Annotated in this window: 23 protein-coding genes; 9 read left to right on the top strand and 14 right to left on the bottom strand. The window is 66.0% G+C overall.

From position 1 onward, the window contains the following. Nucleotides 1–63 precede the first annotated feature (63 nt). Nucleotides 64–1002, bottom strand: coding sequence for a LysR family transcriptional regulator (locus P9255_RS24640; protein WP_309765101.1), 939 nt, complete (start codon nt 1000–1002; stop codon nt 64–66). Between the two features lie 165 nt (nt 1003–1167). Between P9255_RS24640 and P9255_RS24635 the strand changes: the two genes are divergently transcribed. Genes P9255_RS24635 through P9255_RS24615 form a run of 5 tightly spaced genes read left to right on the top strand, consistent with a single transcriptional unit; the run spans nt 1168 to nt 6153 of the window. Further along, nucleotides 1168–2685 carry an efflux transporter outer membrane subunit gene (locus P9255_RS24635; RefSeq protein WP_309790566.1) on the top strand — a complete coding sequence of 506 codons (1518 nt, stop codon included), beginning with the start codon at nt 1168–1170 and terminating at the stop codon, nt 2683–2685. Then, entirely contained in the window at nt 2682–4859 is a 2178-nt protein-coding gene (locus P9255_RS24630) for an FUSC family protein (RefSeq protein ID WP_309790565.1), read from the top strand. The genes P9255_RS24635 and P9255_RS24630 overlap by 4 nt, the downstream gene beginning before the upstream one ends. Then, nucleotides 4849–5049: a DUF1656 domain-containing protein gene (locus P9255_RS24625; protein ID WP_309765104.1), complete on the top strand. Its 201-nt coding sequence runs from the start codon at nt 4849–4851 to the stop codon at nt 5047–5049. Before P9255_RS24630 ends, P9255_RS24625 begins: the two co-directional genes overlap by 11 nt. 28 nt (nt 5050–5077) lie before the next feature. Continuing rightward, a complete protein-coding gene (locus P9255_RS24620) occupies nt 5078–5941 on the top strand; it encodes an HlyD family secretion protein (RefSeq protein WP_309790564.1) in 864 nt (287 codons plus the stop codon). 23 nt (nt 5942–5964) lie between these two features. Further along, a complete protein-coding gene (locus P9255_RS24615; RefSeq protein ID WP_309765106.1) occupies nt 5965–6153 on the top strand; it encodes a hypothetical protein in 189 nt (62 codons plus the stop codon). A 64-nt stretch (nt 6154–6217) separates the two neighbouring features. Here the strand turns inward: P9255_RS24615 and P9255_RS24610 are convergent, their stop codons facing one another. The 13 genes from P9255_RS24610 to P9255_RS24550 all read right to left on the bottom strand — a co-directional run bounded on the left by P9255_RS24610 (nt 6218) and on the right by P9255_RS24550 (nt 20140). Continuing rightward, a complete protein-coding gene (locus P9255_RS24610; RefSeq protein WP_309765107.1) occupies nt 6218–7018 on the bottom strand; it encodes a lysine/arginine/ornithine ABC transporter substrate-binding protein in 801 nt (266 codons plus the stop codon). 261 nt (nt 7019–7279) lie between these two features. Then, nucleotides 7280–8302, bottom strand: coding sequence for a succinylglutamate desuccinylase (astE, locus tag P9255_RS24605; RefSeq protein ID WP_309765108.1), 1023 nt, complete (start codon nt 8300–8302; stop codon nt 7280–7282). After that, on the bottom strand, nt 8286–9626 hold the full coding sequence (gene astB, locus P9255_RS24600; protein ID WP_309790563.1) for an N-succinylarginine dihydrolase: 1341 nt from the start codon (nt 9624–9626) through the stop codon (nt 8286–8288). The genes astE and astB overlap by 17 nt, the downstream gene beginning before the upstream one ends. Nucleotides 9627–9641: 15 nt before the next feature. Then, nucleotides 9642–11114, bottom strand: coding sequence for a succinylglutamate-semialdehyde dehydrogenase (astD, locus tag P9255_RS24595; protein ID WP_309765110.1), 1473 nt, complete (start codon nt 11112–11114; stop codon nt 9642–9644). Nucleotides 11115–11134: 20 nt separating this feature from the next. After that, complete coding sequence (astA, locus tag P9255_RS24590) at nt 11135–12160, bottom strand: arginine N-succinyltransferase (RefSeq protein WP_309765111.1); 1026 nt, start codon at nt 12158–12160, stop codon at nt 11135–11137. Further along, on the bottom strand, nt 12157–13203 hold the full coding sequence (aruF, locus tag P9255_RS24585) for an arginine/ornithine succinyltransferase subunit alpha (RefSeq protein ID WP_309790562.1): 1047 nt from the start codon (nt 13201–13203) through the stop codon (nt 12157–12159). Before aruF ends, astA begins: the two co-directional genes overlap by 4 nt. 24 nt (nt 13204–13227) lie before the next feature. Then, nucleotides 13228–14457 carry an aspartate aminotransferase family protein gene (locus P9255_RS24580; protein ID WP_309765113.1) on the bottom strand — a complete coding sequence of 410 codons (1230 nt, stop codon included), beginning with the start codon at nt 14455–14457 and terminating at the stop codon, nt 13228–13230. 138 nt (nt 14458–14595) lie between these two features. Continuing rightward, nucleotides 14596–15636, bottom strand: a complete 1041-nt coding sequence (locus tag P9255_RS24575; RefSeq protein ID WP_309765114.1) for a GlxA family transcriptional regulator — start codon at nt 15634–15636, stop codon at nt 14596–14598. Nucleotide 15637: 1 nt separating this feature from the next. Continuing rightward, on the bottom strand, nt 15638–16429 hold the full coding sequence (locus P9255_RS24570) for an ABC transporter ATP-binding protein (protein ID WP_309765115.1): 792 nt from the start codon (nt 16427–16429) through the stop codon (nt 15638–15640). Between the two features lie 53 nt (nt 16430–16482). Further along, the gene (locus P9255_RS24565; protein WP_309765116.1) at nt 16483–17196 is read right to left on the bottom strand and encodes an ABC transporter permease; all 714 of its coding nucleotides are present in this window, start codon (nt 17194–17196) and stop codon (nt 16483–16485) included. A 13-nt stretch (nt 17197–17209) separates the two neighbouring features. Beyond that, complete coding sequence (locus P9255_RS24560) at nt 17210–17899, bottom strand: histidine ABC transporter permease HisQ (protein ID WP_309765117.1); 690 nt, start codon at nt 17897–17899, stop codon at nt 17210–17212. Between the two features lie 237 nt (nt 17900–18136). Beyond that, nucleotides 18137–18535, bottom strand: coding sequence for a hypothetical protein (locus P9255_RS24555; RefSeq protein WP_309790561.1), 399 nt, complete (start codon nt 18533–18535; stop codon nt 18137–18139). An 18-nt stretch (nt 18536–18553) separates the two neighbouring features. Continuing rightward, nucleotides 18554–20140, bottom strand: a complete 1587-nt coding sequence (locus tag P9255_RS24550; RefSeq protein WP_309765119.1) for an EAL domain-containing protein — start codon at nt 20138–20140, stop codon at nt 18554–18556. Nucleotides 20141–20458: 318 nt separating this feature from the next. On the opposite strand from P9255_RS24550, the gene P9255_RS24545 reads away from it, so the two are divergent. The 4 genes from P9255_RS24545 (at nt 20459) to rpsU (ending at nt 22311) form a co-directional block, all read left to right on the top strand. After that, a complete protein-coding gene (locus tag P9255_RS24545; protein ID WP_309765120.1) occupies nt 20459–20989 on the top strand; it encodes an N-acetyltransferase family protein in 531 nt (176 codons plus the stop codon). 18 nt (nt 20990–21007) lie between these two features. Beyond that, complete coding sequence (locus tag P9255_RS24540) at nt 21008–21601, top strand: YigZ family protein (RefSeq protein ID WP_309790560.1); 594 nt, start codon at nt 21008–21010, stop codon at nt 21599–21601. Then, a complete protein-coding gene (locus P9255_RS24535) occupies nt 21598–21930 on the top strand; it encodes a 2Fe-2S iron-sulfur cluster-binding protein (RefSeq protein ID WP_404980414.1) in 333 nt (110 codons plus the stop codon). Before P9255_RS24540 ends, P9255_RS24535 begins: the two co-directional genes overlap by 4 nt. A 168-nt stretch (nt 21931–22098) precedes the next feature. Next, nucleotides 22099–22311, top strand: a complete 213-nt coding sequence (gene rpsU, locus P9255_RS24530) for a 30S ribosomal protein S21 (RefSeq protein WP_006999077.1) — start codon at nt 22099–22101, stop codon at nt 22309–22311. Nucleotides 22312–22319 lie beyond the last annotated feature (8 nt).

Genomic DNA, 22319 nt, shown 5'->3' with positions numbered 1-22319 from the left:
AAACGGGAGTAAGCAAGTGTTGCGCCGCGGGAAATTTCGTAACCGAAGCTGCGCGGTCGTGAATCACGTCGCCACGAACTCTTTGAGAGATTCCTCGTCGGCCTGAAGCGTCGCGGGCAGCGCCTCGCGCAGGAACTCCACCCACGTGCGGATCTTCGCGTCGAGATACTGGCGCGATGGATACAGCGCGTAGACATTCAGCTCCTGCATCGTGTATTGCGGCAGCACGCGCACCAGGGTGCCCGCGCGCAGGCCGGGCAGCGCCGACGATGTCGGCAGCACGCCGATACCCATGCCCTCGCGGATGGCGACGACCATCGCTTCTGCCACATTCACCGTAAACGCCGACGGTCCGAGGCTCACCGTCTCCTGACCGTTCGGGCCGTCGAACAGCCAGCGGTCGGGCGGGAACACCGGCGTCATCAGATGCAGGCACGTGTGGCGCACGAGATCCGACAGCACATGCGGCGCGCCGTGCTTCTCGATATATGCGGGCGAAGCGCACGCGATGCTGAACACCGTCCCGAGCCGCGCGGATACCAGCCCGGAATCGGCCAGATCGGACGCCAGCACGAGCGATACGTCGTAGCCTTCGTCGAGCAGATCGGGCACGCGCTGCGCGAGCGTCAGATCGACCTGCACCGACGGATGCCGCTCCTGATAGCGCGAGATCATCGGCACGACGTAATGCTGGCCGAAGCTCGTCATCGAATGGACCTTGAGCTTGCCTGCGGGCCGCGCGTGAGCGTCGCTGGCTTCGGCTTCGGCCTGATCGACGTAGGCCAGAATCTGCTCGCAGCGTTGCAGATAGCGCTCGCCGGCCTCGGTCAACGCGATGCGACGCGTCGTGCGGTTGAGCAGGCGCGTGCGCAGATGCGCTTCGAGATCGGACACCGCCCGCGACGCGTAAGCCGTGGTTGCATTGAGATGGTGTGCCGCGGCGGTGAAGCTGCCGGCCTCGACCACGCGCACGAAGACGCGCATGTTTTGAAGCGTATCCATAGCGTCTTTCGACTCGTTTTTTCCTGGAATCCGGATGCATTGTTGCACGGCCCGTAAATGCGATTATCACGCCGTTCGTAAGAATGCTTTGCCGAGCGATCGGTTATTCGACTATCGTTGCAAAAATATAATCAGCGCTTGATCGTTTTCCGTTCGGAGTAGAACGTGCAAGGCCGGAGGTCCAGATACGCTGCTTTCGCTGCGGCTCTTACAGCAATATTAACAATCGCCGGGTGCGCGAGCACCGGGAACATCCGGCCGAAGGATTCGCCGATGGATGCCGCCGCGCTCGATGCGGGCAGCGCGATCCGCGCCGCCAACGCAGACGCCGCGTGGCCCGACTCTCAATGGTGGCGCGCCTACCGCGATCCGCAACTCGACGGATGGATCGACCGTGCGACCTCCGGCAGCCCGACGCTCGCGATGGCCGCGGCCCGCGTGCGCGAAGCGCAGCAGCAAGCGGGCGTGGCACGCTCGGCGCTGTTGCCGCACGTCGACGGCAGCATGAGCGTGCAGCGCAAGAACTGGCCGAACAACGAGTTCTACGGCCCTGGCCCGTTCGCCGATGCGACGACCTGGGACAACACCGCCGGCCTCACCCTTTCCTATGACCTCGACCTGTGGGGCCGCGACGACAACGCCGCCGCACGCGCGCTCGATGTCGCCCACGTACGCGCCGCCGACGCCCGCGCTGCACAGCTCGAGCTCGAGACCAACATCGTCCGGGCGTATATCGGCTTCTCGCAGGCGTTCGCGCAACTCGACATCGCGCAGGAAACGCTCGAGCAGCAGGAACGGCTCGCGCAACTGGCGCGCCGGCGTCTCGCGGGCGGCCTCGGCACGCAGCTCGAAGTGAGTCAGGCCGAAGCGCCGCTGCCGGAGTACGAGCGCCAAGTCGACGTGTTCAGGGAAGAGATCGAGCTCGCCCGCCATCAGCTTGCCGCACTGGCGGGCGAAGGACCCGGCGCGGGCGAAGCGCTCGCGCGGCCGCAACTGTCGCTGGCGACGCCGCTGCCGTTGCCGTCGTCGCTGCCGGCGGAACTCGTCGGGCATCGGCCGGATATCGTCGCGGCGAGATGGATGGTGGCGGCAGAGGCGCGCGGCATCGATGTCGCCCGGGCGCAGTTCTATCCGAATATCAATCTGGCGGCGTCGCTCACGCAGGCGTTCGCGGGCGGTGCGCTGCTGAGCTTTCTGACGAGCAAGGCGACCGGCTATACGTTCGGCCCGGCCATTACGCTGCCGGTCTTCGAGGGCGGGCGCCTTCGCGCGCAACTCGGCGCGGCATCGGCGCAATACGACCAGGCCGTCGATCACTACAACGCGACGCTCGTCGCCGCGCTGAAGGACATCGCCGACCAGGTGGTGCGCGTGAAGTCGCTCGATACGCAGATGGATGCGTCCGCCCGCTCGGTCGCCGCCGCGCGCAAAAACTACGATCTCGCGAACGAGGGATACCGGCGCGGCCTCACCGATTACGTCAATGTGCTGCTCGCGCAGTCCCAACTGCTGCGCGCGCAGGATGCGCAGGCGCGCGTGCGGGCGCAGCGGCTCGGCGCTTACGCGACGCTCACGGCGGCGCTCGGCGGCGGTATCGACGATCCCGCGAACGGGCCGAAGGACGCGACGCTCGCGCCCGCGCGGCACATCGGGCCGTTCAGCCACGTGGCCGAAGTCGAATGAGGCCGGCCGTGTCAGCATCGCTGCGTGCATCCTTCGCGGACTGGGCGCGTACCGACGGCCTCGCGTGGGTCTATATCTTCAAGGCCGTGCTCGCCGCGCTGCTCGCGCTGTGGATCGCCATGCGCCTCGACATGCAGCAGCCGCGCACCGCGATGACGACCGTTTTCGTCGTGATGCAGCCGCAAAGCGGGATGGTCCTCGCCAAGAGCTTTTATCGCTTCTGCGGCACGATGATCGGTCTCGTCGTGATGCTCGCGCTCATCGGCCTGTTCGCCCAGCAGCCGGTGCTGTTCCTGTCGGCGACGGCGCTTTGGGTCGGCATCTGCACGGCGGGCGCGGCGCGCAATCGCAATTTCCGCTCGTACGGTTTCGTGCTCGCGGGCTACACGGCGGCGCTGATCGGCATTCCGGCGGCGCAGCATCCGGATGGCGCGTTTCTGTCGGCGCTTACGCGTGTCGGCGAAGTGACGCTCGGCATCGTCTGCGCGGGCGCGGTCAGCGCGCTCGTCTTCCCGCAGCACGCAGGCGAGCAGATTCGCACGACGGTCCGCCAGCGCTTCACGCATTTCGTCGATTACGTGTGCCGTGCGGTGTCCGGCGCGATGGACCGCGCGCAGATCGAGCGGGCGAACCTCGGCTTCGTCGCGGATGTCGTCGGCTTCGAGGCGGCGCGCAGTGTCGCGGTGTTCGAGCATCCGGAGTCGCGCCGGCGCGGCGGACGGCTCGCGCGGCTCAACAGCGAATTCATGAGCGCGTCGACGCGCTTTCATGCGCTGCATCAGTTGATGAACCGTCTGCGCGAAAGCGCTTCCGCGGCGACGGTCGCGGCGCTCACGCCGTTCATCCACGAAGTGCCGCCGCTGTTGCTGCATTCGGGCCAGCCCGTGCGCAACGCCGCCGATGCCGCCCATGCCGCCGCGCAACTCCGCGATTACAAGGCCGCGCTGCCGAAGCGCGTGCGCGCGGCGCGCGCCGCGATCGAATCCGATGCGACGTTCTCGCCGCTCGAATTCGATACGGCCACCGAACTGCTTCACCGCTTCGTCAACGACATGCTCGCCTATGCCGAAACGTACGCGTCGCTCGGCGCGCCGTCGCATGAACGAGAACGCTGGGTCGCGCGCTATGTGCCGAAGACCAACATGCTCGCCGCGGCGATCTCCGGCTTGCGCGGGGCGATGGTGATGTTCGTGCTGAGCGCGTTCTGGATCGCGAGCGCGTGGCCGAGCGGCGGCACGATGGTGCTCAACGCGGCGGCCGTGTGCGCGCTCGCGTCGTCGTCGCCGCGCCCGACGCTGATGTCGGCGCAGATGGCCATCGGCACCGCGCTCGCGAGCGTCGTCGGGATGATCGTCGTGTTCGGCGTCTTTCCGCACATGGACGGCTTCGTGCTGATGTGCGTCGCGCTCGTGCCGGCGCTGCTGCTCGGGGCCTTCATCAGCACGCGGCGCGCGGTGGCGGGCGTGGGTATCGGCTATTGCATCTTCTTCTGCTTTCTCGCGGGGCCGGACAATCTGGTTCATTACGATCCGGCGAGTTTCATGAACGATGCCGTCGCGCTCGTGCTGTCGATGATCGTCTCGGCGGTTGCGTTCGCCGTCATCCTGCCGACCGACGCGCCGTGGCTGCGACGCCTGCTGCTCGCGGACCTGCGCCGCGAAGTCGTGCATGCGCGACGCGAACGCCTGACGCGCGTGGCGACGCACTTCGAAAGCCGCACGCGCGATCTGCTGTCGCAGATCAACGCGCTCGCCGCCGGCAAGCCCGAACTCCAACGCGAGGCGCTGCAGTGGCTGTTCGCGGTGCTGGAGGCCGGCCGCGCGGTGATCGAAGTGCGGCGCGAAATCGCCGCCTTGCCGGATGCGCCGCATTACGCGGCGTCGACGCCCTGGCGGCGTACGTCGAAAGCGACGCTCGATGCCGTCGCGCGCCTTTTCGATCGCCCGGGCGCCGCGCGCTTCGAGGCCGCGCTGGAAAGCACGGCGCACGCTATCGCCGATGCGCAGGCCGTGCTGGCTGCGATGAATCCGCCGCGCGAGGAACGGCATCGCCTGCAGCGGATCGTCAGTCATCTGCATTTCATCCGCACGGCGCTGCTCGATCCGGCCTCGCCGCTTGCCGGGTTCGTCCCGCCGGATTCGACTTCCGTCAATGGAGCGCCGCATGCCGCGTGATACCGCGATTCTCGAAGCCTACGTGCCCACTCTGCTCGTGCTGTTCGTCGCGGGCGCGCTGATCGCGTGGGTGATCGACCGCGCGCTCGCGATGACCGGGCTTTATCGCGTGGTCTGGCATCCGGCGCTCTTTCGCGCGAGCCTGCTCGTCTGCGTGTGCGGCGCGCTCGGGCTTGCGGTGTATCGCTGATCGTTTCTACAGGTTTAGAAGACTCATCATGGTTCTCAGAAAAATCATCGGCTTCGTCATGACGATCGTCGTTTTCGCGGCCGCCCTTCTCATCGGGCGCGTGTTGTGGGTGCACTATATGGACGAGCCCTGGACGCGCGATGGCCGCGTGCGCGCCGAGGTCGTCAACATCGCGCCGGATGTGTCGGGCGCGGTCGTGCAATTGCCGGTGCGCGACAACCAGTACGTAAAGAAAGGCGACTTGCTGATGGAGATCGATCCGTCGCACTATCAGATCGCGGTCGAGCAGGCACAGGCGAATGTCGCGGCGCGCGCGGCCGAGTTGCGCATGCGGCGAGCGGACGCGGCGCGCCGTGCAGACATGGACAGTCTCGTCGTGTCGCGGGAGGCGCGCGAGAACGCGTCGCAGACGGCATCGACGGCGGCGGCGCAATTGCAGCAGGCAGAGGCCGCGCTGGATGCGGCGAAGCTGAACCTGGCGCGCACGAAGGTCTATTCGCCCGTGGATGGCTATGTCACGAACCTGAACGTTTATCGCGGCGACTACGCGACGGTGGGCGCGGCGAAGCTCGCGATCGTCAACAGTCATTCGTTCTGGATCTACGGCTACTTCGAGGAAACGAAGCTGCCGCACGTGCGCGTGGGCGACCGGGCGCAGATTCGTTTGATGAGCGGCGGAGAGTTGAAAGCGCACGTCGAGAGCATCTCGCGCGGCATCTATGATCGCGACAATCCGCAAAGCCGCGAACTGCTCGCCGATGTGAACCCCACGTTCAACTGGGTGCGGCTTGCGCAACGCGTGCCGGTGCGGCTGAAGATCGATGAGGTGCCGGACGGGATGCTGCTCGCGGCGGGGACGACGTGCACGGTGGTGATCAGGCCGTCGATGTGACGCGTTGAACGGTCATGGAGCGAATGCAAATGGCGCCGAGAAGAATCGGCCGGCTTCTGGCCGACGGAATTCCACTGCGCGTCAAGGTTGCACCGCGCGAGGACAGGGCCATCGACACGTCTACGCCGGAGTCGCGCGAGCGAGTAATGGAAGCCGTGCGCAAGGTCATCCGCACTCGCAACGTCGCCATCAAGGCGCTCGCCAAACGCTGATGCTCCTCGACGCGGTGCGTTCAGCGAACAGCCCGTTCCAGCGCCGTCGGAACGGGCCATCCCCTTACTTCAGCACCACCTTCACATCGAAGTACTTCGCGGCCAGCCGGTCGATCGACCCGTCGTCCTTCAGTTCCTTCAATGCGCGGTTCATCGATTCCCTGAGCGCCTTGTCGCTCTTGCGAACGCCGAAGCCCACGCCCGAGCCGAGCAGCTTGTCGTCCGCGACAGCCGGCCCCGCGAACGCGAACGCCGCGCCCTGCGGCTGCTTCAGGAAACCCTTCGACGCCGCCTCGGCATCCTGGAACGCCGCATCGAGACGGCCGGAGGACAGATCGGCATAGATCTGGTCCTGCGCCTGATACGACTCGACATCGATGCCCGCCGGCGCCCACTTCGCCTTCGCGTACGTTTCCTGGATCGAGCCCTGCAGCACGCCCACGCGCTTGCCCTTCAGACCGTCAACGGTCGGCAGCACGCCGCTGCCCTTCTTCGCGATGAGCTGGTTCGGAATCGAATAGATGGGATCGGTGAAGTCGATCGCGAGCTTGCGCTTGTCGGTGATCGTCATATCCGAATTGATGCCGTCGAACTTGCGCGCCTGCAACGCGGGAATCAGGCCGTCGAACGAATTCTCGACCCACACGCATTTCATCTTCAGCTTCGCGCAAACCGCGTTGCCGATGTCGATATCGAAGCCCGTCAGTTCCCCGCTCGCCGTCTTCGATTCGAACGGCGCATACGAAGCCTCCACGCCGAAGCGCAGCGTCTTCATGTCATCGGCGGCGTGCGCGCCCATCGATGCAGCCAGCGTTCCCAGCACCGCGACGGCGGCGAGCTTGCGATTGATCCATTGCGATTTCATCTATTGCCATCTCCTTCCAGTGTGTTTCGTGATCCATGTCGGATGCGGCATGAAGCCGGCGAACCAAGCATCGCGGCGTCAAAAAAAACGCTCAAACGGCGCAAATGGTTTTGGTGCGGTGCATCAGACACAGGGCCGCGATTGTAGCGCGCGGCTACACGCGCCCGCCCGCGCGCGGGCAGGCGCGCCGCGCCGTCAGGGCCCAGGGAACACAAAGCGGAATTGGCAAGCGGATGTCGCGCTGGCGCAAACCCAGCGCGATCAGTCGAGCGAGGCGAGCGTGGCGTCGGTTGTATCGACGACCATCAGGCCCGCGCGCAGCCCCGGCTTCACCTTGGGATTCGGAAAGACGATGCGCTCTTCCTCGTGCGTGACGCGATAGGTGTAATCGCCATCGCGCGCGAGTTCGGCGCCTGCGGGAAACGGCGTGAAATTGGGCACATCGCTCGCGACGTTCATGACGAACTGCTCGCTCTGCTTGTCGATCTGCGCGACGACCGTGAACACGCGCAATGGCCTTGGCCAACTCGCGGGCTCCCCCGCGATCAACCTGCGCAACGCCGCATCCGATGCCGCGAAGCGCGCGAGATCGTTCTCGCCGAACGGCCGCACCTTGCCGAGTTCGAGCGTGCAGGCAAGCGCGCCGCACTGCGCGGCGGTGTAATGCGTGAACGTCGATCCCTTCTCGCGATGCAGAAGCACCGCTTCGAGACGCGCATCGCGCAGCCAGTCGAACATCGCGCGGGCGAGCGGCGCGCCGGTGTGCGGCAACAGCGCGAACTGCTCGAAAACCGACGCGCGAATGGCCGTGTGCATGTCGATATGCCACTTCGGATGCGTCACGTTCCCGAAGAACGCCGCCGCCACGCGTTCGAGTTCGGCCGCGCGAGGCGCTTCGACGCTTTGCGGCAAGCTCGCGTGACGGCCGCTGAAGAGGCGATTGAGATCGTCGTCGATATAGCGCACGCCCGCACGCATCGCACCGGCGTTGCCGAGCACGACGAGCGTGCGCGACGCGAGCCGCGCGCCGCCGTTCGCGATATCCGCGACGAGCCGCGACAGCATTTCGATGGGCGCGGTTTCATCGCCATGAATGCCCGCCGACGCCAGCACGCTTTGCGCCGATGCCGTTCCGGACGCCGGTTCGAGAAGCAACACGCCCTCGCCCTGCCACGTCCATCGCACGCCCGAAGCCAATGCGCCCGATATGACCGATGGCCGCGAGCCCGCGAGCGTGAACGCGAGAAAGTCGCTCAGCAACGATGCATCAACGCTGGAAGTCATAGACGGCGCCTAGTCCGAGGATGGTCGTCAACTCATCGAGCGCCGTCCGCGATTCCGTCAGGAGCCGCGGATCGGCCAGATCGGCGGGTGCGAGCGAATCGCGGTAATGCGTGTCGATCCACGCGTCGAGGCGCGCAAACAGCGCGTCGTTCATCCACACGTCGGGATTGACGGCCGCACGCTCGGCGTCGTTCAGCACGACGCGCAGACGCAAGCACGCGGGACCGCCACCGTTCTTCATGCTCTCACGCAGATCGAAAACGAGCACTTCGTCGATCGGCGTCGCGCGCGTGGCGAGTGAGTCGAGGTACGCCGCGACGCGAGCGTTCTCGCGGCATTCCTGCGGCACGACGAGCACTTGCGTGCCGTCCGCGCGCGACAGCAACTGGCTGTTGAAGAGATACGACGAGACCGCGTCCGCGACGCTGACTTCGCTTTCCGGCACTTCCAGCGCCGCGAACGACGCGCCCTGAGCCTGCAACTTCGCGCTGAGCTGGTCATAGACCTGGCGCTGATCGACGAACGCGCGCTCGTGACAGAACAGCGTCGTGCGATTGCCGACCGCGATCACATCGTTGTGAAACACGCCGGCATCGATCACATCGGGCGACTGCTGCGCGAACACGGTCAACGCTTCATCGAGGCCATGCAGCCGCGCCACCGCACGGCTCGCTTCGAGCGTCTGCCGCGCCGGAAAACGCTGCGGCTGCGGACCTCGCCCGTATTCGCTGCGTCCATACACGAAGAACTCGACGCCCTTCTCGCCGTACTCGCGTGCGAAGCGCGTGTGATTGGCCGCGCCTTCATCGCCGAGCGCGGGCGTGCCGGGCAGCGCGTGGTGAATGTGAAAGCGCGACTCGTCGGCGAAGATCGCGGCGAGCGAACGGCGCGTTTCGCCATGCTCGATCGCGCGATGCAGCTTCGCCGCGAGGTTCGCGGGCGTGAAATGAACGCGGCCATCGGCGGTATCGGCGGAAGGGCTGACGGTCGCCGCGTTGGCGGTCCACATCGCGGAAGCGGAACTCGCGGCGGCGAGCAGTTCGGGCGCTTCGACGGCCGCGCGTGCGATCACGCCGGCGTCGTCGCCCGTGAAGCCGACACTGCGCAACAGCTTCACCGATGGCCGTTCGAGCGGCGGCAACACGCCCTGATGGAAGCCGAGGTCGGCCAGGCGCTTCATCTTGCGCAAGCCCTGCTTCGCGGCGGCCTTCGGGTTCGCCACCGATTTCTCGTTGCTGCGCGACGCCACGTTGCCGAACGACAACCCCGCGTAGTTGTGCGTCGGGCCGACCAGCCCGTCGAAGTTCGCTTCGTATGCCTGCATATCGGATCCCGATGCTTAGAACGTGAGACCCGGCGATACGCTCGCCGGCATCTGCAATTGCGCGCTTTCCACCGACGCCATCGGATACGAGCAGTAGTCCGCCGCGTAGTAGGCGCTCGGCCGCTGATTGCCCGAGCGGCCGATGCCCCCGAACGGCGCCGCCGACGATGCGCCGTTGGTCGGCCGGTTCCAGTTGACGATGCCCGCGCGAATCGTGCGCTGAAAGTGCGTCCAGGCGGTTTCGTCGTCGGCGAGCAAGCCGGCGGACAGGCCGTAGGCGGTGTCGTTGGCGCGCTGGATCGCTTCGTCGAACGTGCGGTAGCGCGCGACCTGCACCATCGGGCCGAAATGTTCTTCGTCGGGGACGTTGCGCGCGCCGGTCACGTCGAGGATCGCGGGCGTGACGAAACCGAGGTTCGCCGCGCGCTGCTTCATCGCGAGAACGGGCTTTGCGCCGCCATCGACCAGTTGCGTCTGAGCCAGCATGAGCCGTGCCGCCGCCCGCGCCGAAATCACGGCGCCCATGAACGGCTGCGGGTCTTCATCGTAAGCGCCGATGCGGATGTTCGCGCTCACCTCCGCGAAACGCTGCAGGAAGCGCTCGCCGAAGGCATCGTCCGGAACGAAGAGACGCCGGGCGCACGTGCAGCGCTGGCCCGCCGAGAGAAACGCGGATTGAATCGTGTGATGCACCGCGGCGTCGATGTCGTCCACCTGCGCGACGACGAGCGGATTGTTGCCGCCCATTTCCAGCGCGAGCACGATTTCAGGCCGCCCGCCGAACTGCCGGTGCAGCAGCGTGCCGGTATCCGAGCTGCCGGTGAAGAAGAGGCCGTCGATCTGCCGGTGATTCGCCAGCGCGACGCCCGTGTCCTTTTCGCCCTGAACGAGATTGAGCACGCCCGCAGGCAATCCCGCTTCGATCCACAGCGCGACGGTCGCCGCCGCGACGCCCGGCGCAAGCTCCGACGGCTTGAACACGACCGCGTTGCCCGCGATCAGCGCCGGCACGATATGGCCGTTCGGCAGATGCCCCGGAAAGTTGTACGGCCCGAACACCGCGACGACGCCGTGCGGCCGATGCCGCAGCACCGCGACGCCATCGGCCATCGGCGCGCGCTTCTCGCCGGTGCGCTCGTGATAGGCCTGCACGGAGATGTCAACCTTCGCGGCCATCGACGCGACCTCGGTGCGCGCTTCCCACAGCGGCTTGCCGGTTTCGCGGCCGATCGCGTGGGCGAGCGTTTCCTTGTTCTCGTTGAGCAGCGCGGCGAAGCGCTTCGCGATGCCCACGCGCTCGTCGAACGTCATCGCGGACCACGACGCGAACGCACGGCGCGCCGACGACACCGCACGATCGACGTCATCGGCGGATGCGCTCTTGCCCTGCCACACGGTTTCATCGCTTGCCGGACTGCGCGAAGCGAACGCCGCGCCGTTGCCGTCCTGCCATTCACCGCCGATATACAGCTCGTTCCGGATATCCATGAGGTCTCTCAACTTGTTCGTTAGCGCGGCTGCGAGGTCAGCACGCGCACGGTATCGCCGGCCTTCACGCGCAATGCGGCGGCTTCGGCGGCGGTGAGGAGGAACGCGCCGTCCTCGACCGCGCCCGTCGTCGCGCCGCACCGGAAATCTCCGAGCGATGTATTCGACACGAGACTCTTCGCCGCGCCCTCCGCGGCGACGCGCTCGCCGATGCGCACCGTCGCCAGCACGCTCTCGCGCACCGTGCGCAGGTCGGACGTGTGGCATTCGAGCACCGGGCCGGCATCGAAGATATCGACGTGATTCTCGTAACGCAGCCCTTCCGCTTCGAGCATCTTGCGCGCGGGCGCGGTATCGCGATGCGTGACGCCGACCGTGCGCTGCGCGTCCTCGGGCAGCAGATCGAGATACACCGGATAGCGCGGCATCAGTTCCGCGAGGAACGACTTCTTGCCGTGCGAACTGAGGTAATCGGCTTCGTTGAAATCGATCTGATAGAAGTGCGAGCCGACCGCGTTCCAGAACGGCGATTCACCGTTCTCGTCGAAATGGCCGCGCAACTCCGCGCACAGGCGCTGCGGGAAGCGATCCTTGAACTGCGCGATGAACATGAAGCGCGAGCGCGACAGCAATCCGCCCACGCCCGCCGTGCGATAGCGCGGGCTGAGAAACAGCGAGCAGACTTCGGCATACCCCGTCAGATCGTGCGAGATGTTGAGCAGCGACATGCGCGTCCACACACCCAGATCCTTGCTCGCATGCACGACCGTCGCCACGCGATAGTTGTAGAACGGCTGCTCGAGCCCGACTTCGGTTTCGATGCCGCAGACGCCCGCGATGTCGCCCGTCGTGGTGTCTTCCATCACGAAGAAGTAACCGGCTTCGAAGGGCGCCGCAGCGTCGGCGAGCGTGCGGCGCGCGCGTTCGACGCGCGCGGCGAGCGCCTGCCGGTCCGGCTTGAACGTGGTGAGCCCCGGGCCCGTTTCCTTCGCCAGCGCGACGAGCGCGTCGACATCTTCCGGCTGCACGCAGCGCACGACGATCATTGCAATTCTCCCGAGGCTTGATGCAGCGGCACGCAGCGCACCGTGTCCTTCTCGTGCACGCCGAGCGCATCGCGCGCCGCGGCGGTCAGGGCGGCGCCATCGGCGCGCGTGCCGTTCAGATCGGCCAGGATGCAGCGGAAGCCGTGCGCCCCGCCCGCCGCGATCAGATACGGCGCACCGCTCGCGACGACGCCATCGCGCACCGGGCGCACTTCGCCCGAACCCGCCGATGCGCTCTTGTTAACGGCAAGCGTCAGCACCGGACCGGCATCGAAGATATCGACGAAACGGTCCGGCTCGAAACCTTCCTCGAGATGAATGTCGTAGGCGAGCAGCGTGCTGTCGTTCGGCTCGCCCAGCACGCGCTGCGCTTCGCCCGGCAAAAGCGGCACGTAGATGGGATACGTCGGCATGACTTCGGCGATGAAGGTGCGGCTGCGCCCGCCCGATTCCAGCTCGACCTGCTCGAAGTCGCGCCCGAAGAACTTGCGGCCCACGGCTTCCCAGAATGGCGAGAGGCCCGCTTCGTCGGTGACGCCCAGCATCAGCGAGAAGACTTCGCTCGAGAAGCGCTTGCGATTCGCGACGACGTACATCATCCGCGCGCGCGACAGCAGATGCGCCGCCGCCTCGCCTTCGGGCGTGCGCAACGATGGATCGATATAGAAGCCCGTGAGCCGGCTCTTGCCGGTCAGCTCGTGCGACATCGTGAGCGCGTGGATCTTGCGGTTCACCTTCAGCTCGCGCGATGCATGGATGAGCGCATCGTTGCGAAACGCGTAGAACGGCTCGGAGTATCCCGCCGACGCGACGATGCTCGACGTGCCGAGCAGCCTGCCCGTGTCCGTGTCTTCGAGCACGAAGAGATAGAACTCCTCGCCGGGAAAATCGACTTCGGCGCGGAACGAATCCTCGGAGAGCGCGACGCGTCTCGCGAGCTGTTCGCGGTCGCGCGGCAGCGAGTGCAGCACGGGCTGAGCGGTGCGCGCCATCCGTTCGAGCTCGTCGAGATCGGAGAGTCTTGCGGGACGAACAGATAGCATCGTCGTTTCCTGTTTGGCTGTGAATCAGCGCGCGATGGCAGGCGCGCCCGCGACCTGCTCGATCGCCTTCTCGATGCGCGCGAAGCCTTCGTCGAGATCGGCCATCGGCATGATGAGCGACGGTGCGAAGCGGATCACGTTCGGCCCCGCGATCAGCATGATGACGCCGTTCGCCGCCGCAGCAGTCAGCACGTCCTTCGCGCGGTCCTTGTAGGCATCGGCGAGTTCCGCGCCGATCAGAAGACCGCGGCCGCGAATCTCCCTGAACATGCCGAAGCGCTCGTTGATGCGTTCCAGATGCGCCCGGATCGCCGCGCTGCGCACGCCGACGCCTTCGAGAAGCTTCGGATCGCTGATCAATTCGACGACCTTCTCCGCGATCGATGCGCCGAGCGGATTGCCGCCATACGTGGTGCCGTGCACGCCGACCTTGAAGTGCTGCGCGATGGCGTCGGTGGTCAGCATCGCGCCGATGGGAAAGCCGTTGCCGAGCGCCTTCGCGGTCGTGAGAATGTCGGGCGTCACGCCGTATTGCATGTACGCGTACAAGGTGCCGGTGCGGCCGACGCCCGTCTGCACTTCGTCGAAAATCAGCAGGGCACCGTGCCTGTCGCACGCTTCGCGCAAACCCTCGAGGAACGCGGGATCGGCAGGCAGCACGCCGCCCTCGCCCTGCACCGGCTCGACGATGACCGCGCAGGTCTTGTCGCCGATGGCTTCGAGCGCCCGCGCCAGATCGTTGTACGGCAGATGGCGGATGCCCTGCGGCTGCGGGCCGAAGCCTTCCGCGTACTTCGGCTGGCCGCCGACGCTCACGGTGAAGAACGTGCGCCCGTGAAACGACTGCGTGAAGGAGATGATTTCGATCTTCTCGGGCCCGAACTTGTCGATGGCGTATCGGCGCGCAAGCTTCAGCGCCGCTTCGTTGGCCTCGGCGCCCGAATTCGCGAAGAACGCGCGGTCCGCGAACGTGAGATCCGTCAGGCGTTTCGCGAGCCGCAACACCGGCTCGTTGGTATAGCCGTTACCGATATGCCAGAGCTTGTCGCCCTGTTCGTGCAGCACCTTGAGCAGTTCCGGATGCCCATGTCCGAGCGCCGTCACGGCGATGCCGCCGGCGAAATCGACATAGTCGCGGCCTTCGGTGTCCCACACGCGCGAGCCGCGGCCCCGGTCGGGCACGAAACTGGCCGGCGCGAAAACCGGGACCATTACTTCGTCGAACGTACCGCGATTCACATTGATGTCGGTCATGCGCCACTCCTCTTCTGGTTCGTGCTGATCTTGCACCGCAATGCTTTGGATATTAAGCAATCGCACGCTTTCCGTCTTGCGCGTTCGCGACATGCTTTCATGCGCTTTTCCACGCGGCTCGTTGCGCCTCCAGCGCCGTCAGCGCGAATCGGGCCGCTCGATCAGCGCGCCGCCGCGCGGCTCGTCCACCGCGCCGCCGCGCTGCTTTTCGATCCAGTTGCGGCGCTCCTCGCGCGGCGTCACGCCGAAGCGGTCGCGGTACGCATTGGAGAAATGCGCCGCCGATGAAAACCCGCACGCGAGGCTGATCTGCACGACGGACTTGCTCGTGCGCTGCAGTTGGGTGCGCGCTTTGGTCAGGCGCAAGCTGAGGTAGTACTTCGACGGCATCGCGCCGAGATACTGCCGGAAGAGCCGCTCCAACTGGCGGCGCGAAATGCCGACGAGCGTCGCGATTTCATCGGTGGCGAGCGGGTCTTCGATATTCGCTTCCATCAGTTGCAGGGCGTCGTTCAGGCGCGGATGCCGCTCGCCCGGCGCGGTCACGAACGGAATGCGCTGCCGCTCGGTGCCCGCGCGCAGCACGCCCACGCCGAGGGAATCCGCGATGCGTTCCGCGAGGTCCTGGCCATGGTCGCGCGCAATCATCGCGAGCATGAAGTCGATGCTCGCCTGACCGCCCGCGCATGTCGCGCGATCGCGATCGATCTCGAATATCTGCTGCGTGACGATGGTGCGCTCGAACTGCTCCGTGAACTGCTGATACGTCTCCCAGTTCACCGCGACGCGATATTGCGCGAGCTGTCCGGCCATCGCGAGCCACCACACGCCGTGGTGAATGCCGGAGACGAGCGGCGTGCGCGGCGCGACGCGCGCGAGGCTCGCAAGAAACAGCCGGTAATCCGCGAACTGCTGATAGCGCTCCGATACGACGATCAGCCAGTCGCATTGCAGGGCGTCGTTGAACGCGCAATCGGCGGGGAGCTGCGCGCCGCCGGAAAGGGGCACGGCGCGCCCGTCCCATGAGCACACGCGCCACTCGTAGAGACGATGCCCGTCGATTTCATTGGCGAGCGCCAGACTGTCGATGACCGGCCCGATGCCGCTCATCGAGACCGGCGGAAGCGCGACGATCGCCACTTGCAGCGGCGCGCGCGCCGGGCCCGATGGACTTGCCACGTTACTTGAGGCTACCCGACAGGAACTGTCGCAGGCGATCGCTTTTCGGCTGCGTGAGCACCTCGGACGGCACGCCCTCTTCTTCCGTGCGCCCCTGATGCAGGAACATCACGTGATTCGACACGTTGCGCGCGAAGCCCATCTCGTGCGTGACGACGATCATCGTGCGGCCTTCTTCCGCGAGCTTCTGCATGACCTTCAGCACTTCGCCGACGAGTTCGGGATCGAGCGCGGACGTCGGTTCGTCGAAGAGCATGACGTCGGGATGCATGGCGAGCGCCCGCGCGATCGCGACGCGCTGCTGCTGCCCGCCCGACAAGTGCGACGGATACTGCTTTTCGACGCGCGGCGGCAGGCCGACCTTCTCCAGATACTCGCGCGCGCGTTCCTCGGCTTCCTTCTTCGAGACGCCGAGCACGTGGATGGGCGCTTCCATCACGTTCTCGATGGCCGTCATGTGCGACCAGAGATTGAAGTGCTGGAAGACCATCGCGAGCTTCGTGCGCACGCGCTGCAGTTGCTTGTGATCGGCGACATCGAGATTGCCCTGGCGATCGGTCTTCGTGCGCACGGCTTCGCCATCGACGACGATCTGCCCGGCGTTCGGCTTCTCGAGGAAATTGATGCAGCGCAGGAACGTGCTCTTGCCCGAGCCGCTCGCGCCGATGATGCTGATGACATCGCCCGCGCGCGCCGACAGCGAGACGCCCTTGAGCACTTCGTTGTCGCCGTAGCGCTTGTGAATGTCCTGTGCGGCGAGTTTCGTCGCGACGTCTGTGGGCTTGGGCTCCAACGCTTTCTCCTCGGATGATGATGGGTTCGCCACGATGCGGATTCTAACGCCCGTCAATGCGCGGCCGGCCGCAGATACGCGAGCCAGCGGCGTTCCGCGCGCCTGAATGCCGCAACGAGCGCGAACGAGATCGCCAGATACAGCAGCGCGGCGACGCCGAACGAACCGAACGATTCATAGGTCGCCGAATTGGCATCGCGCGCCACCTTCAGGATATCCGGCACGGTGGCCGTGAAGGCGACGGTCGTGGCGTGCAGCATCAGGATCACTTCGTTGCTGTACAAAGGCAAGGCGCGGCGCAGCGCGGACGGCAGGACGATGCGCCGATACATCGTGAACGTGCCCATGCCGTACGCGCGGGCGGCTTCGACTTCGCCGTGCGGAATCGAGCGGATCGCGCCGGCGAAGATTTCCGTCGTATAGGCGCACGTGTTCAGCGCGAACGCGAGCACCGCGCAATTGAAGCCGCTGCGGAAGAACGCTTCGAGCAGGGACTGGCTGCGGATGAATTCGAGGCTGTACATGCCCGTGTACAGCAGCAGCAACTGCACGTAAAGCGGCGTGCCGCGGAACACGTAGGTGTAGAGGCGCACGGGCGCCGACAGCCAGCGGCGCTTCGATACGCGCGCGCATGCGAGCGGCACCGAAGCGCAGAAGCCGATCGCGATCGACGCCGCCAGCAGCCATAGCGTGACCACGAGACCCGATGCGTGCATGCCATCGGAGTACAGGAACGGACGCCAGTATTCGGCGAGGATCGGGATCATGGCGGCTCCGTCTTCAGAGTTCGGCGTGGCGCACGCCGGTCGAATAGCGGCGTTCGAGCGTCATCAGCACGAGGTTGGATGCGGTCGTGATCGCCAGATAGATCAGCGCGGCCACGAGCACGAAGAAGAACATGTTGAACGTGCTCTTGCCGGCGTCCTGCGCGGCCTTGACGACATCGGCGAGGCCGATGATCGACACGAGCGCCGTCGCCTTCACCAGCACCTGCCAGTTGTTGCCGATGCCCGGCAGCGCGAAGCGCATCATCTGCGGAAAAAGGATGCGGCCGAACACGCGCATGCCGCTCATGCCGTAGGCGGTGCCGGCTTCCAACTGGCCGCGCGGCACCGCGAGAAACGCGCCGCGAAAGGTCTCGGTGAAATACGCGCCGTAGATGAAGCCGAGCGTGAGCACGCCCGCGGTGAACGGGTCGATATCGAACTGTTCCCAGGCGAACGCGTCGGTGATGTGGTTGATCGCGATCTGGATGCTGTAGAAAAGCAGCAGCATCAGCACGAGATCGGGCACCGAGCGAATGAGCGTCGTATAGGCGGTTGCGATACCGCGCAGCAGGCCGTGCCGCGACAGTTTCGCCGACGCGCCGACAAGCCCGAGCAGCACCGATACCGCGAGAGAGAGCATCGCGAGCGCGAGGGTCTCTTTTGCGCCCGCCCAGAGCAGCGGGCCGTAGCCGTGCAGCGACACAAGCGCCTCCTTGGTTTTCCGTCGATCGATGGGAGGTGATCGTCGCAAGCCGAAATAAGGCGCTCAAACGAGGCGGTATTGTTTTATTGCGATGCAGCAAGCGCCTCTTTGCGGACGCGCGAGCCGTTCAGCCCCGCCGCACAAGGGCCGCGCCCCGGGGATAGCCGTGCAAACCCGAATGCGTGCGGCGGGCGAAACCTGTGCTTTTCGCGTCGCTTTTTCGATAGAAGATGCGCGCTAGCCGCCCGCCGCGCTCCGCACCACCTGCACCACATGCCCGTTGGCCACGGCGATGTCCGGGCTTTCCTGCAACAGCGGCAGGAACCGCTCGGCGAATTCCGCGTCGCGCGTCTCGGCGCGAAACATCGCGGCGACCGCTCTGGCGTGGGCGACGCGCGCGTCGGGCGTGGCTTCGGGGTCGTCGAGCACGTCGTCGATGGCGGCGATTGCCGTCGACAACGGCGAGAGCCAGAGATACGCGGTGCCGTTGATGACGATCTGCAGAAACTCACCGGGCGATACCGGCCCGAACTCGCTCTCGTGTTTCGTGCGCAAATGCGTGAGCACGGCGCGATGCAGCGCGAGCAGCGGATGCCGCACGTCGCGAAGGAAGGAAACCGCAGTGTGATCGTCCATGAACTTTGCCTTGTTGATTTAACTGGTACGCGTCTCGCCCGCATAGCGGATGAAATCGGCGGCGGTCAGCGGCGGCGAGAAAAGCCAGCCCTGCCCGAACTGTGCGCCGCGTGCGCGCAGATACGCGGCCTGCTCCTCGCGCTCGATGCCCTCGGCGATCACCTGCACGTCGAGCGTCGCCGCCATCTCGATGATATGCGACGCCACGCTGCTCGACGCCGCGTCCTGGCCGACGGTATCGACGAACGACTTGTCGATCTTCAGCCCGTCCACGCTGAACGACTGCAGATGCGACAGGCTCGAATAGCCGGTGCCGAAATCGTCGAGATAGACGGCGTGGCCCGCGCGCCGGAATGCGCTGATGACGTCCTTCGCGGCGTCCGCGTCGAGGAACGCGCGCTCGGTCGCCTCGATGCGGATCTGCTGCGGCCGCACGCCCTGCTGCTCGATGGCGGGACCGAGCACGTCGAGGAAACGATGCGTCGTCAGATCGGACGCCGACAGGTTCACGGAGACGTAGTAATCGTCGTAGTGCCGCAGGAAATCGCCGAGTTCGAGGAGGACGGTGTCGAGCACCTGATCGGTGATCGCCTGAATGAGGCCGCCGTGCTCCGCGAGCGGAATGAAATGATCCGGGCGCACGATGCGGTCGTGATGCTTCCAGCGCACCAGCGCTTCCGCGCCCACGCAGCGGCGTGTCGCAAGGTCAACGATCGGCTGATACGCGACGATGAACTGATGCCGCCGCACCGCATCGCTCAATTGTCCGCGCGGGGAAATCCTGCGCACGACGAAATACGCCGCCCAGCACGCGCATGCGAGACCGACCGCGACGCCGCCGAAGAGCCAACCCCACGGCAGCGTGCGCAAGCGCTGCCGCCAGCTTTCGCGCGGCGTGCTGACGACGACCGCGAGCGGCATCGACGCCGACTGGCGCACGGCGACGGCCGCGCAATCCGGGGGCGGCAAGTTCTGACTGTAGACGGCGAGGACCGCGGCGGCATCGGTCGAAGGCGTGCCGGCGATCACCCGCCGCGCTTCGGTATTGATGACGGCGACGCGGCCCTCGGGCGCGATGTCCGTATCGATGCCGTCGACGTACAAGGAAGGATCGGCGGCGATATAAAAGCCGTCGCGGCCCATCACGAGCGAGTCCTTTCCGCCCGGCAGACGCGCGAGGCCATACCACGCGCTGAGGCCATCGGACGAGCGCCAGTCGGGCGGCGGCAGCGTGAGGCCGTCGAACGTACCCGCCGATACCGCGCCGAGCAGCGACGAGCATTGCCAGCGGCCGTCGCGATCGTACGCGCCCGCGTCGCGGACCTGTTCGTGCGTGAGGGCGATCTGGCGCAACGCGTGGAGATACGGCGTCGAGCACGGCGTTTCGTTCACCTTGCCGATTTCGCCGAGCGCGCCCGACAGACGCCGCGTGATGTCCTCGGCGCGATAAAGCGCGGCGTCCGCGACGATGCTCAGCCGTTCGACGCGCTGTTGCCGCTCGCTGCGCGCCGCGACGACAAAGCCGATCCCCGCAGGCGCGAGCGCCGCAATCCCCACGATGACGATCAGAAGCGCCGCAAGCGCCCCACGTTGAAAGTTGTTCATTGCGTGTCATGGTCGCGCCGCGAAGCGAGCGGCTCCTCGCCGTTGCGCGGGTCGCCGGGCGAACGCCGCGTGGATCGCCGGGAGGGTTTCGTCGTGCCGGCGCGGGGCGGGAAGCCGCGAATGCGAATCGCTACACAAGCGAGTAAGTGTAGAGTCCGGCTGTCGCGCGCTTCAACGTTTTAATTCGGCAATAAGTCGTGGTTTCCGTGGTCTGGCGCACGGCCCGCCGCGCATTTATTTGCCCTGGACGGCGTGAGAGAATTCCGGCTTGCAGCGCGTCTCGCGTGGTGCAAGACCGTCCTTCCATCCGGAACAGCCATGACTTCATCCAGCGCCCGCCAGCCCGTGATCCGCGATGCCGAGCCCGGCGACAGCGACGCGCTCGCGCGCATCTACGCGCATTACGTGCTTCACGCGCTCGCCACGTTCGAAGAGGCCCCGCCTTGCGCCGATGAAATGCGCGCGCGCCATGCCGCCATCGTCGGGGCGGGCCTGCCCTATCTCGTCGCGGAAATCGACGGCGAGGTCACGGGCTATGCGTATGCATCGGCGTATCGGGCGCGCTCGGCGTATCGGCATACGATCGAAGACTCCGTCTATGTCGCCGATGGTTTCGGCGGGCGCGGCATCGGCTTCGCGCTCTTGTCGGCGCTGATCGCGCGTTGCGAGGAGGGACCGTGGCGGCAGATGGTCGCGGTCATCGGCAGCAGCGGCAACGCCGGCTCGATCGCGCTGCATGCGCGGCTCGGCTTCGAGCACGTCGGCGTGCTGCGCAATGTCGGCTTCAAGCTCGGCGGATGGGTCGATAGCGTGCTGATGCAGCGCGCGCTCGGCGTGACGGTTTCCTGATCTGCGACGTTACGAGCCTTGCCGACCTACACCCTCGCCTCCCCCGTCAGCGCCGAAATCGACATACGCAAGAGCCGCTTCATCGCGCTGGCGATTCCGGTCTCCGATCGCGATGCCGCGATGCGCGAACTGGACCGGCTGCGCGCCGAGCATCCGGGCGCGACGCACGTGTGCTGGGCGCTGCTCGCGGGCGGCCAGTCGGGCATGTCCGACGACGGCGAGCCTTCCGGGACGGCGGGCCGGCCCATTCTCGAAGTGCTGCGGCATCACGAAGTGGACGGCGTGCTGGCGGCCGTGGTGCGCTACTACGGCGGGATCAAGCTGGGCGCGGGCGGGCTCGTGCGCGCCTACACCGACGCCATCGCCACCGCGATGCAATCGGCCGTGCGCGTGGAGCGCATCGAGCGCGGGCTGATGAATGTGGACATCGACTATGCCGATGAAGCGCGCGTTCGCCGATGGATCGAGCAGCACGACGCGGAACTCGTCGACAGCGGCTATGCAATGACGGTGCGGCTCGTCGTCCGCATGCCTTCCGCCGCTCGCGACTCCGCTGTTGCCGAACTTCGCGATCTGACGAACGGTCGCGCGATCATCGAGGTGCCCGCGTGAGCGGGGCGCGTGCCTTTACGCTGACCATCGCGCCGGGCGGGCATGTCGCCGAAGCGGAGGTTGGCGCTTCGCTGCTGGAAGCGGCGATGCGCGCCGGCTTGTCGCTGCCAAGTTCGTGCCGCAACGGGACCTGTCGCGCGTGCATGTGCCGGTTGATCGCGGGCGAGGTTGGCTATCGCATCGACTGGCCGGGCTTGACCGCCGAAGAGAAGGCCGAGGGCTGGACTCTTCCCTGTGTCGCGCTCGCGCAATCGGATGTGACGATCGATCAGCCGGATGCGAAACCGACGGCCGCCGCGCCGCGTGCGGTTCGATCGCGCGGATTCTGACGCACGCGGGTATTCCGGGATTTGTCGTCCCGATTCAACGACCTACGATGTGAATCCCGAGCCTCTGGAAGCACGTCTTCGCTCAAAGGGGATGCGGACCAGCTCTCAAAAAGTGTACAATTGCGCTTTGCCCCAATTTCTGGCAGGGCCAGATCAACCGAGATTTCAATGACTAAAGTACTGTTGAAAGAGAACGAGCCTTTCGACGTCGCCATGCGTCGTTTTCGCCGTACCGTCGAACGCACGGGCCTGATTCAAGAGCTCAAGTCGCGTATGGCGTATGAGAAGCCGACCACCGAGCGCAAGCGCAAGAAAGCTGCTGCTGTCGCTCGCCTGCGCAAGCAGATCCGTCGCGCGCAACTGCCGAAGAAATTCTATTGATCGACTGA

It is taken from the genome of Caballeronia sp. LZ019, assembly GCF_031450825.1.
Taxonomy (GTDB): Bacteria; Pseudomonadota; Gammaproteobacteria; order Burkholderiales; family Burkholderiaceae; genus Caballeronia.
This window is presented reverse-complemented; position numbering and strand designations above follow the sequence as displayed.

What these genes read in the sequence shown, in the direction of transcription:
- P9255_RS24640 (WP_309765101.1), bottom strand. Translation starts at nt 1,002, where the DNA reads ATGGATACGCTTCAAAACATGCGCGTCTTCGTGCGCGTGGTCGAGGCC.
- P9255_RS24580 (WP_309765113.1), bottom strand. Translation starts at nt 14,457, where the DNA reads ATGACCGACATCAATGTGAATCGCGGTACGTTCGACGAAGTAATGGTC.
- rpsU (WP_006999077.1), top strand. Translation starts at nt 22,099, where the DNA reads ATGACTAAAGTACTGTTGAAAGAGAACGAGCCTTTCGACGTCGCCATG.
- P9255_RS24630 (WP_309790565.1), top strand. Translation starts at nt 2,682, where the DNA reads ATGAGGCCGGCCGTGTCAGCATCGCTGCGTGCATCCTTCGCGGACTGG.
- astE (WP_309765108.1), bottom strand. Translation starts at nt 8,302, where the DNA reads ATGACTTCCAGCGTTGATGCATCGTTGCTGAGCGACTTTCTCGCGTTC.
- astB (WP_309790563.1), bottom strand. Translation starts at nt 9,626, where the DNA reads ATGCAGGCATACGAAGCGAACTTCGACGGGCTGGTCGGCCCGACGCAC.
- P9255_RS24545 (WP_309765120.1), top strand. Translation starts at nt 20,459, where the DNA reads ATGACTTCATCCAGCGCCCGCCAGCCCGTGATCCGCGATGCCGAGCCC.
- P9255_RS24555 (WP_309790561.1), bottom strand. Translation starts at nt 18,535, where the DNA reads ATGGACGATCACACTGCGGTTTCCTTCCTTCGCGACGTGCGGCATCCG.
- P9255_RS24550 (WP_309765119.1), bottom strand. Translation starts at nt 20,140, where the DNA reads ATGAACAACTTTCAACGTGGGGCGCTTGCGGCGCTTCTGATCGTCATC.
- astA (WP_309765111.1), bottom strand. Translation starts at nt 12,160, where the DNA reads ATGATCGTCGTGCGCTGCGTGCAGCCGGAAGATGTCGACGCGCTCGTC.
- P9255_RS24565 (WP_309765116.1), bottom strand. Translation starts at nt 17,196, where the DNA reads ATGATCCCGATCCTCGCCGAATACTGGCGTCCGTTCCTGTACTCCGAT.
- astD (WP_309765110.1), bottom strand. Translation starts at nt 11,114, where the DNA reads ATGGATATCCGGAACGAGCTGTATATCGGCGGTGAATGGCAGGACGGC.
- P9255_RS24620 (WP_309790564.1), top strand. Translation starts at nt 5,078, where the DNA reads ATGGTTCTCAGAAAAATCATCGGCTTCGTCATGACGATCGTCGTTTTC.
- P9255_RS24625 (WP_309765104.1), top strand. Translation starts at nt 4,849, where the DNA reads ATGCCGCGTGATACCGCGATTCTCGAAGCCTACGTGCCCACTCTGCTC.
- aruF (WP_309790562.1), bottom strand. Translation starts at nt 13,203, where the DNA reads ATGCTATCTGTTCGTCCCGCAAGACTCTCCGATCTCGACGAGCTCGAA.
- P9255_RS24610 (WP_309765107.1), bottom strand. Translation starts at nt 7,018, where the DNA reads ATGAAATCGCAATGGATCAATCGCAAGCTCGCCGCCGTCGCGGTGCTG.
- P9255_RS24615 (WP_309765106.1), top strand. Translation starts at nt 5,965, where the DNA reads ATGCAAATGGCGCCGAGAAGAATCGGCCGGCTTCTGGCCGACGGAATT.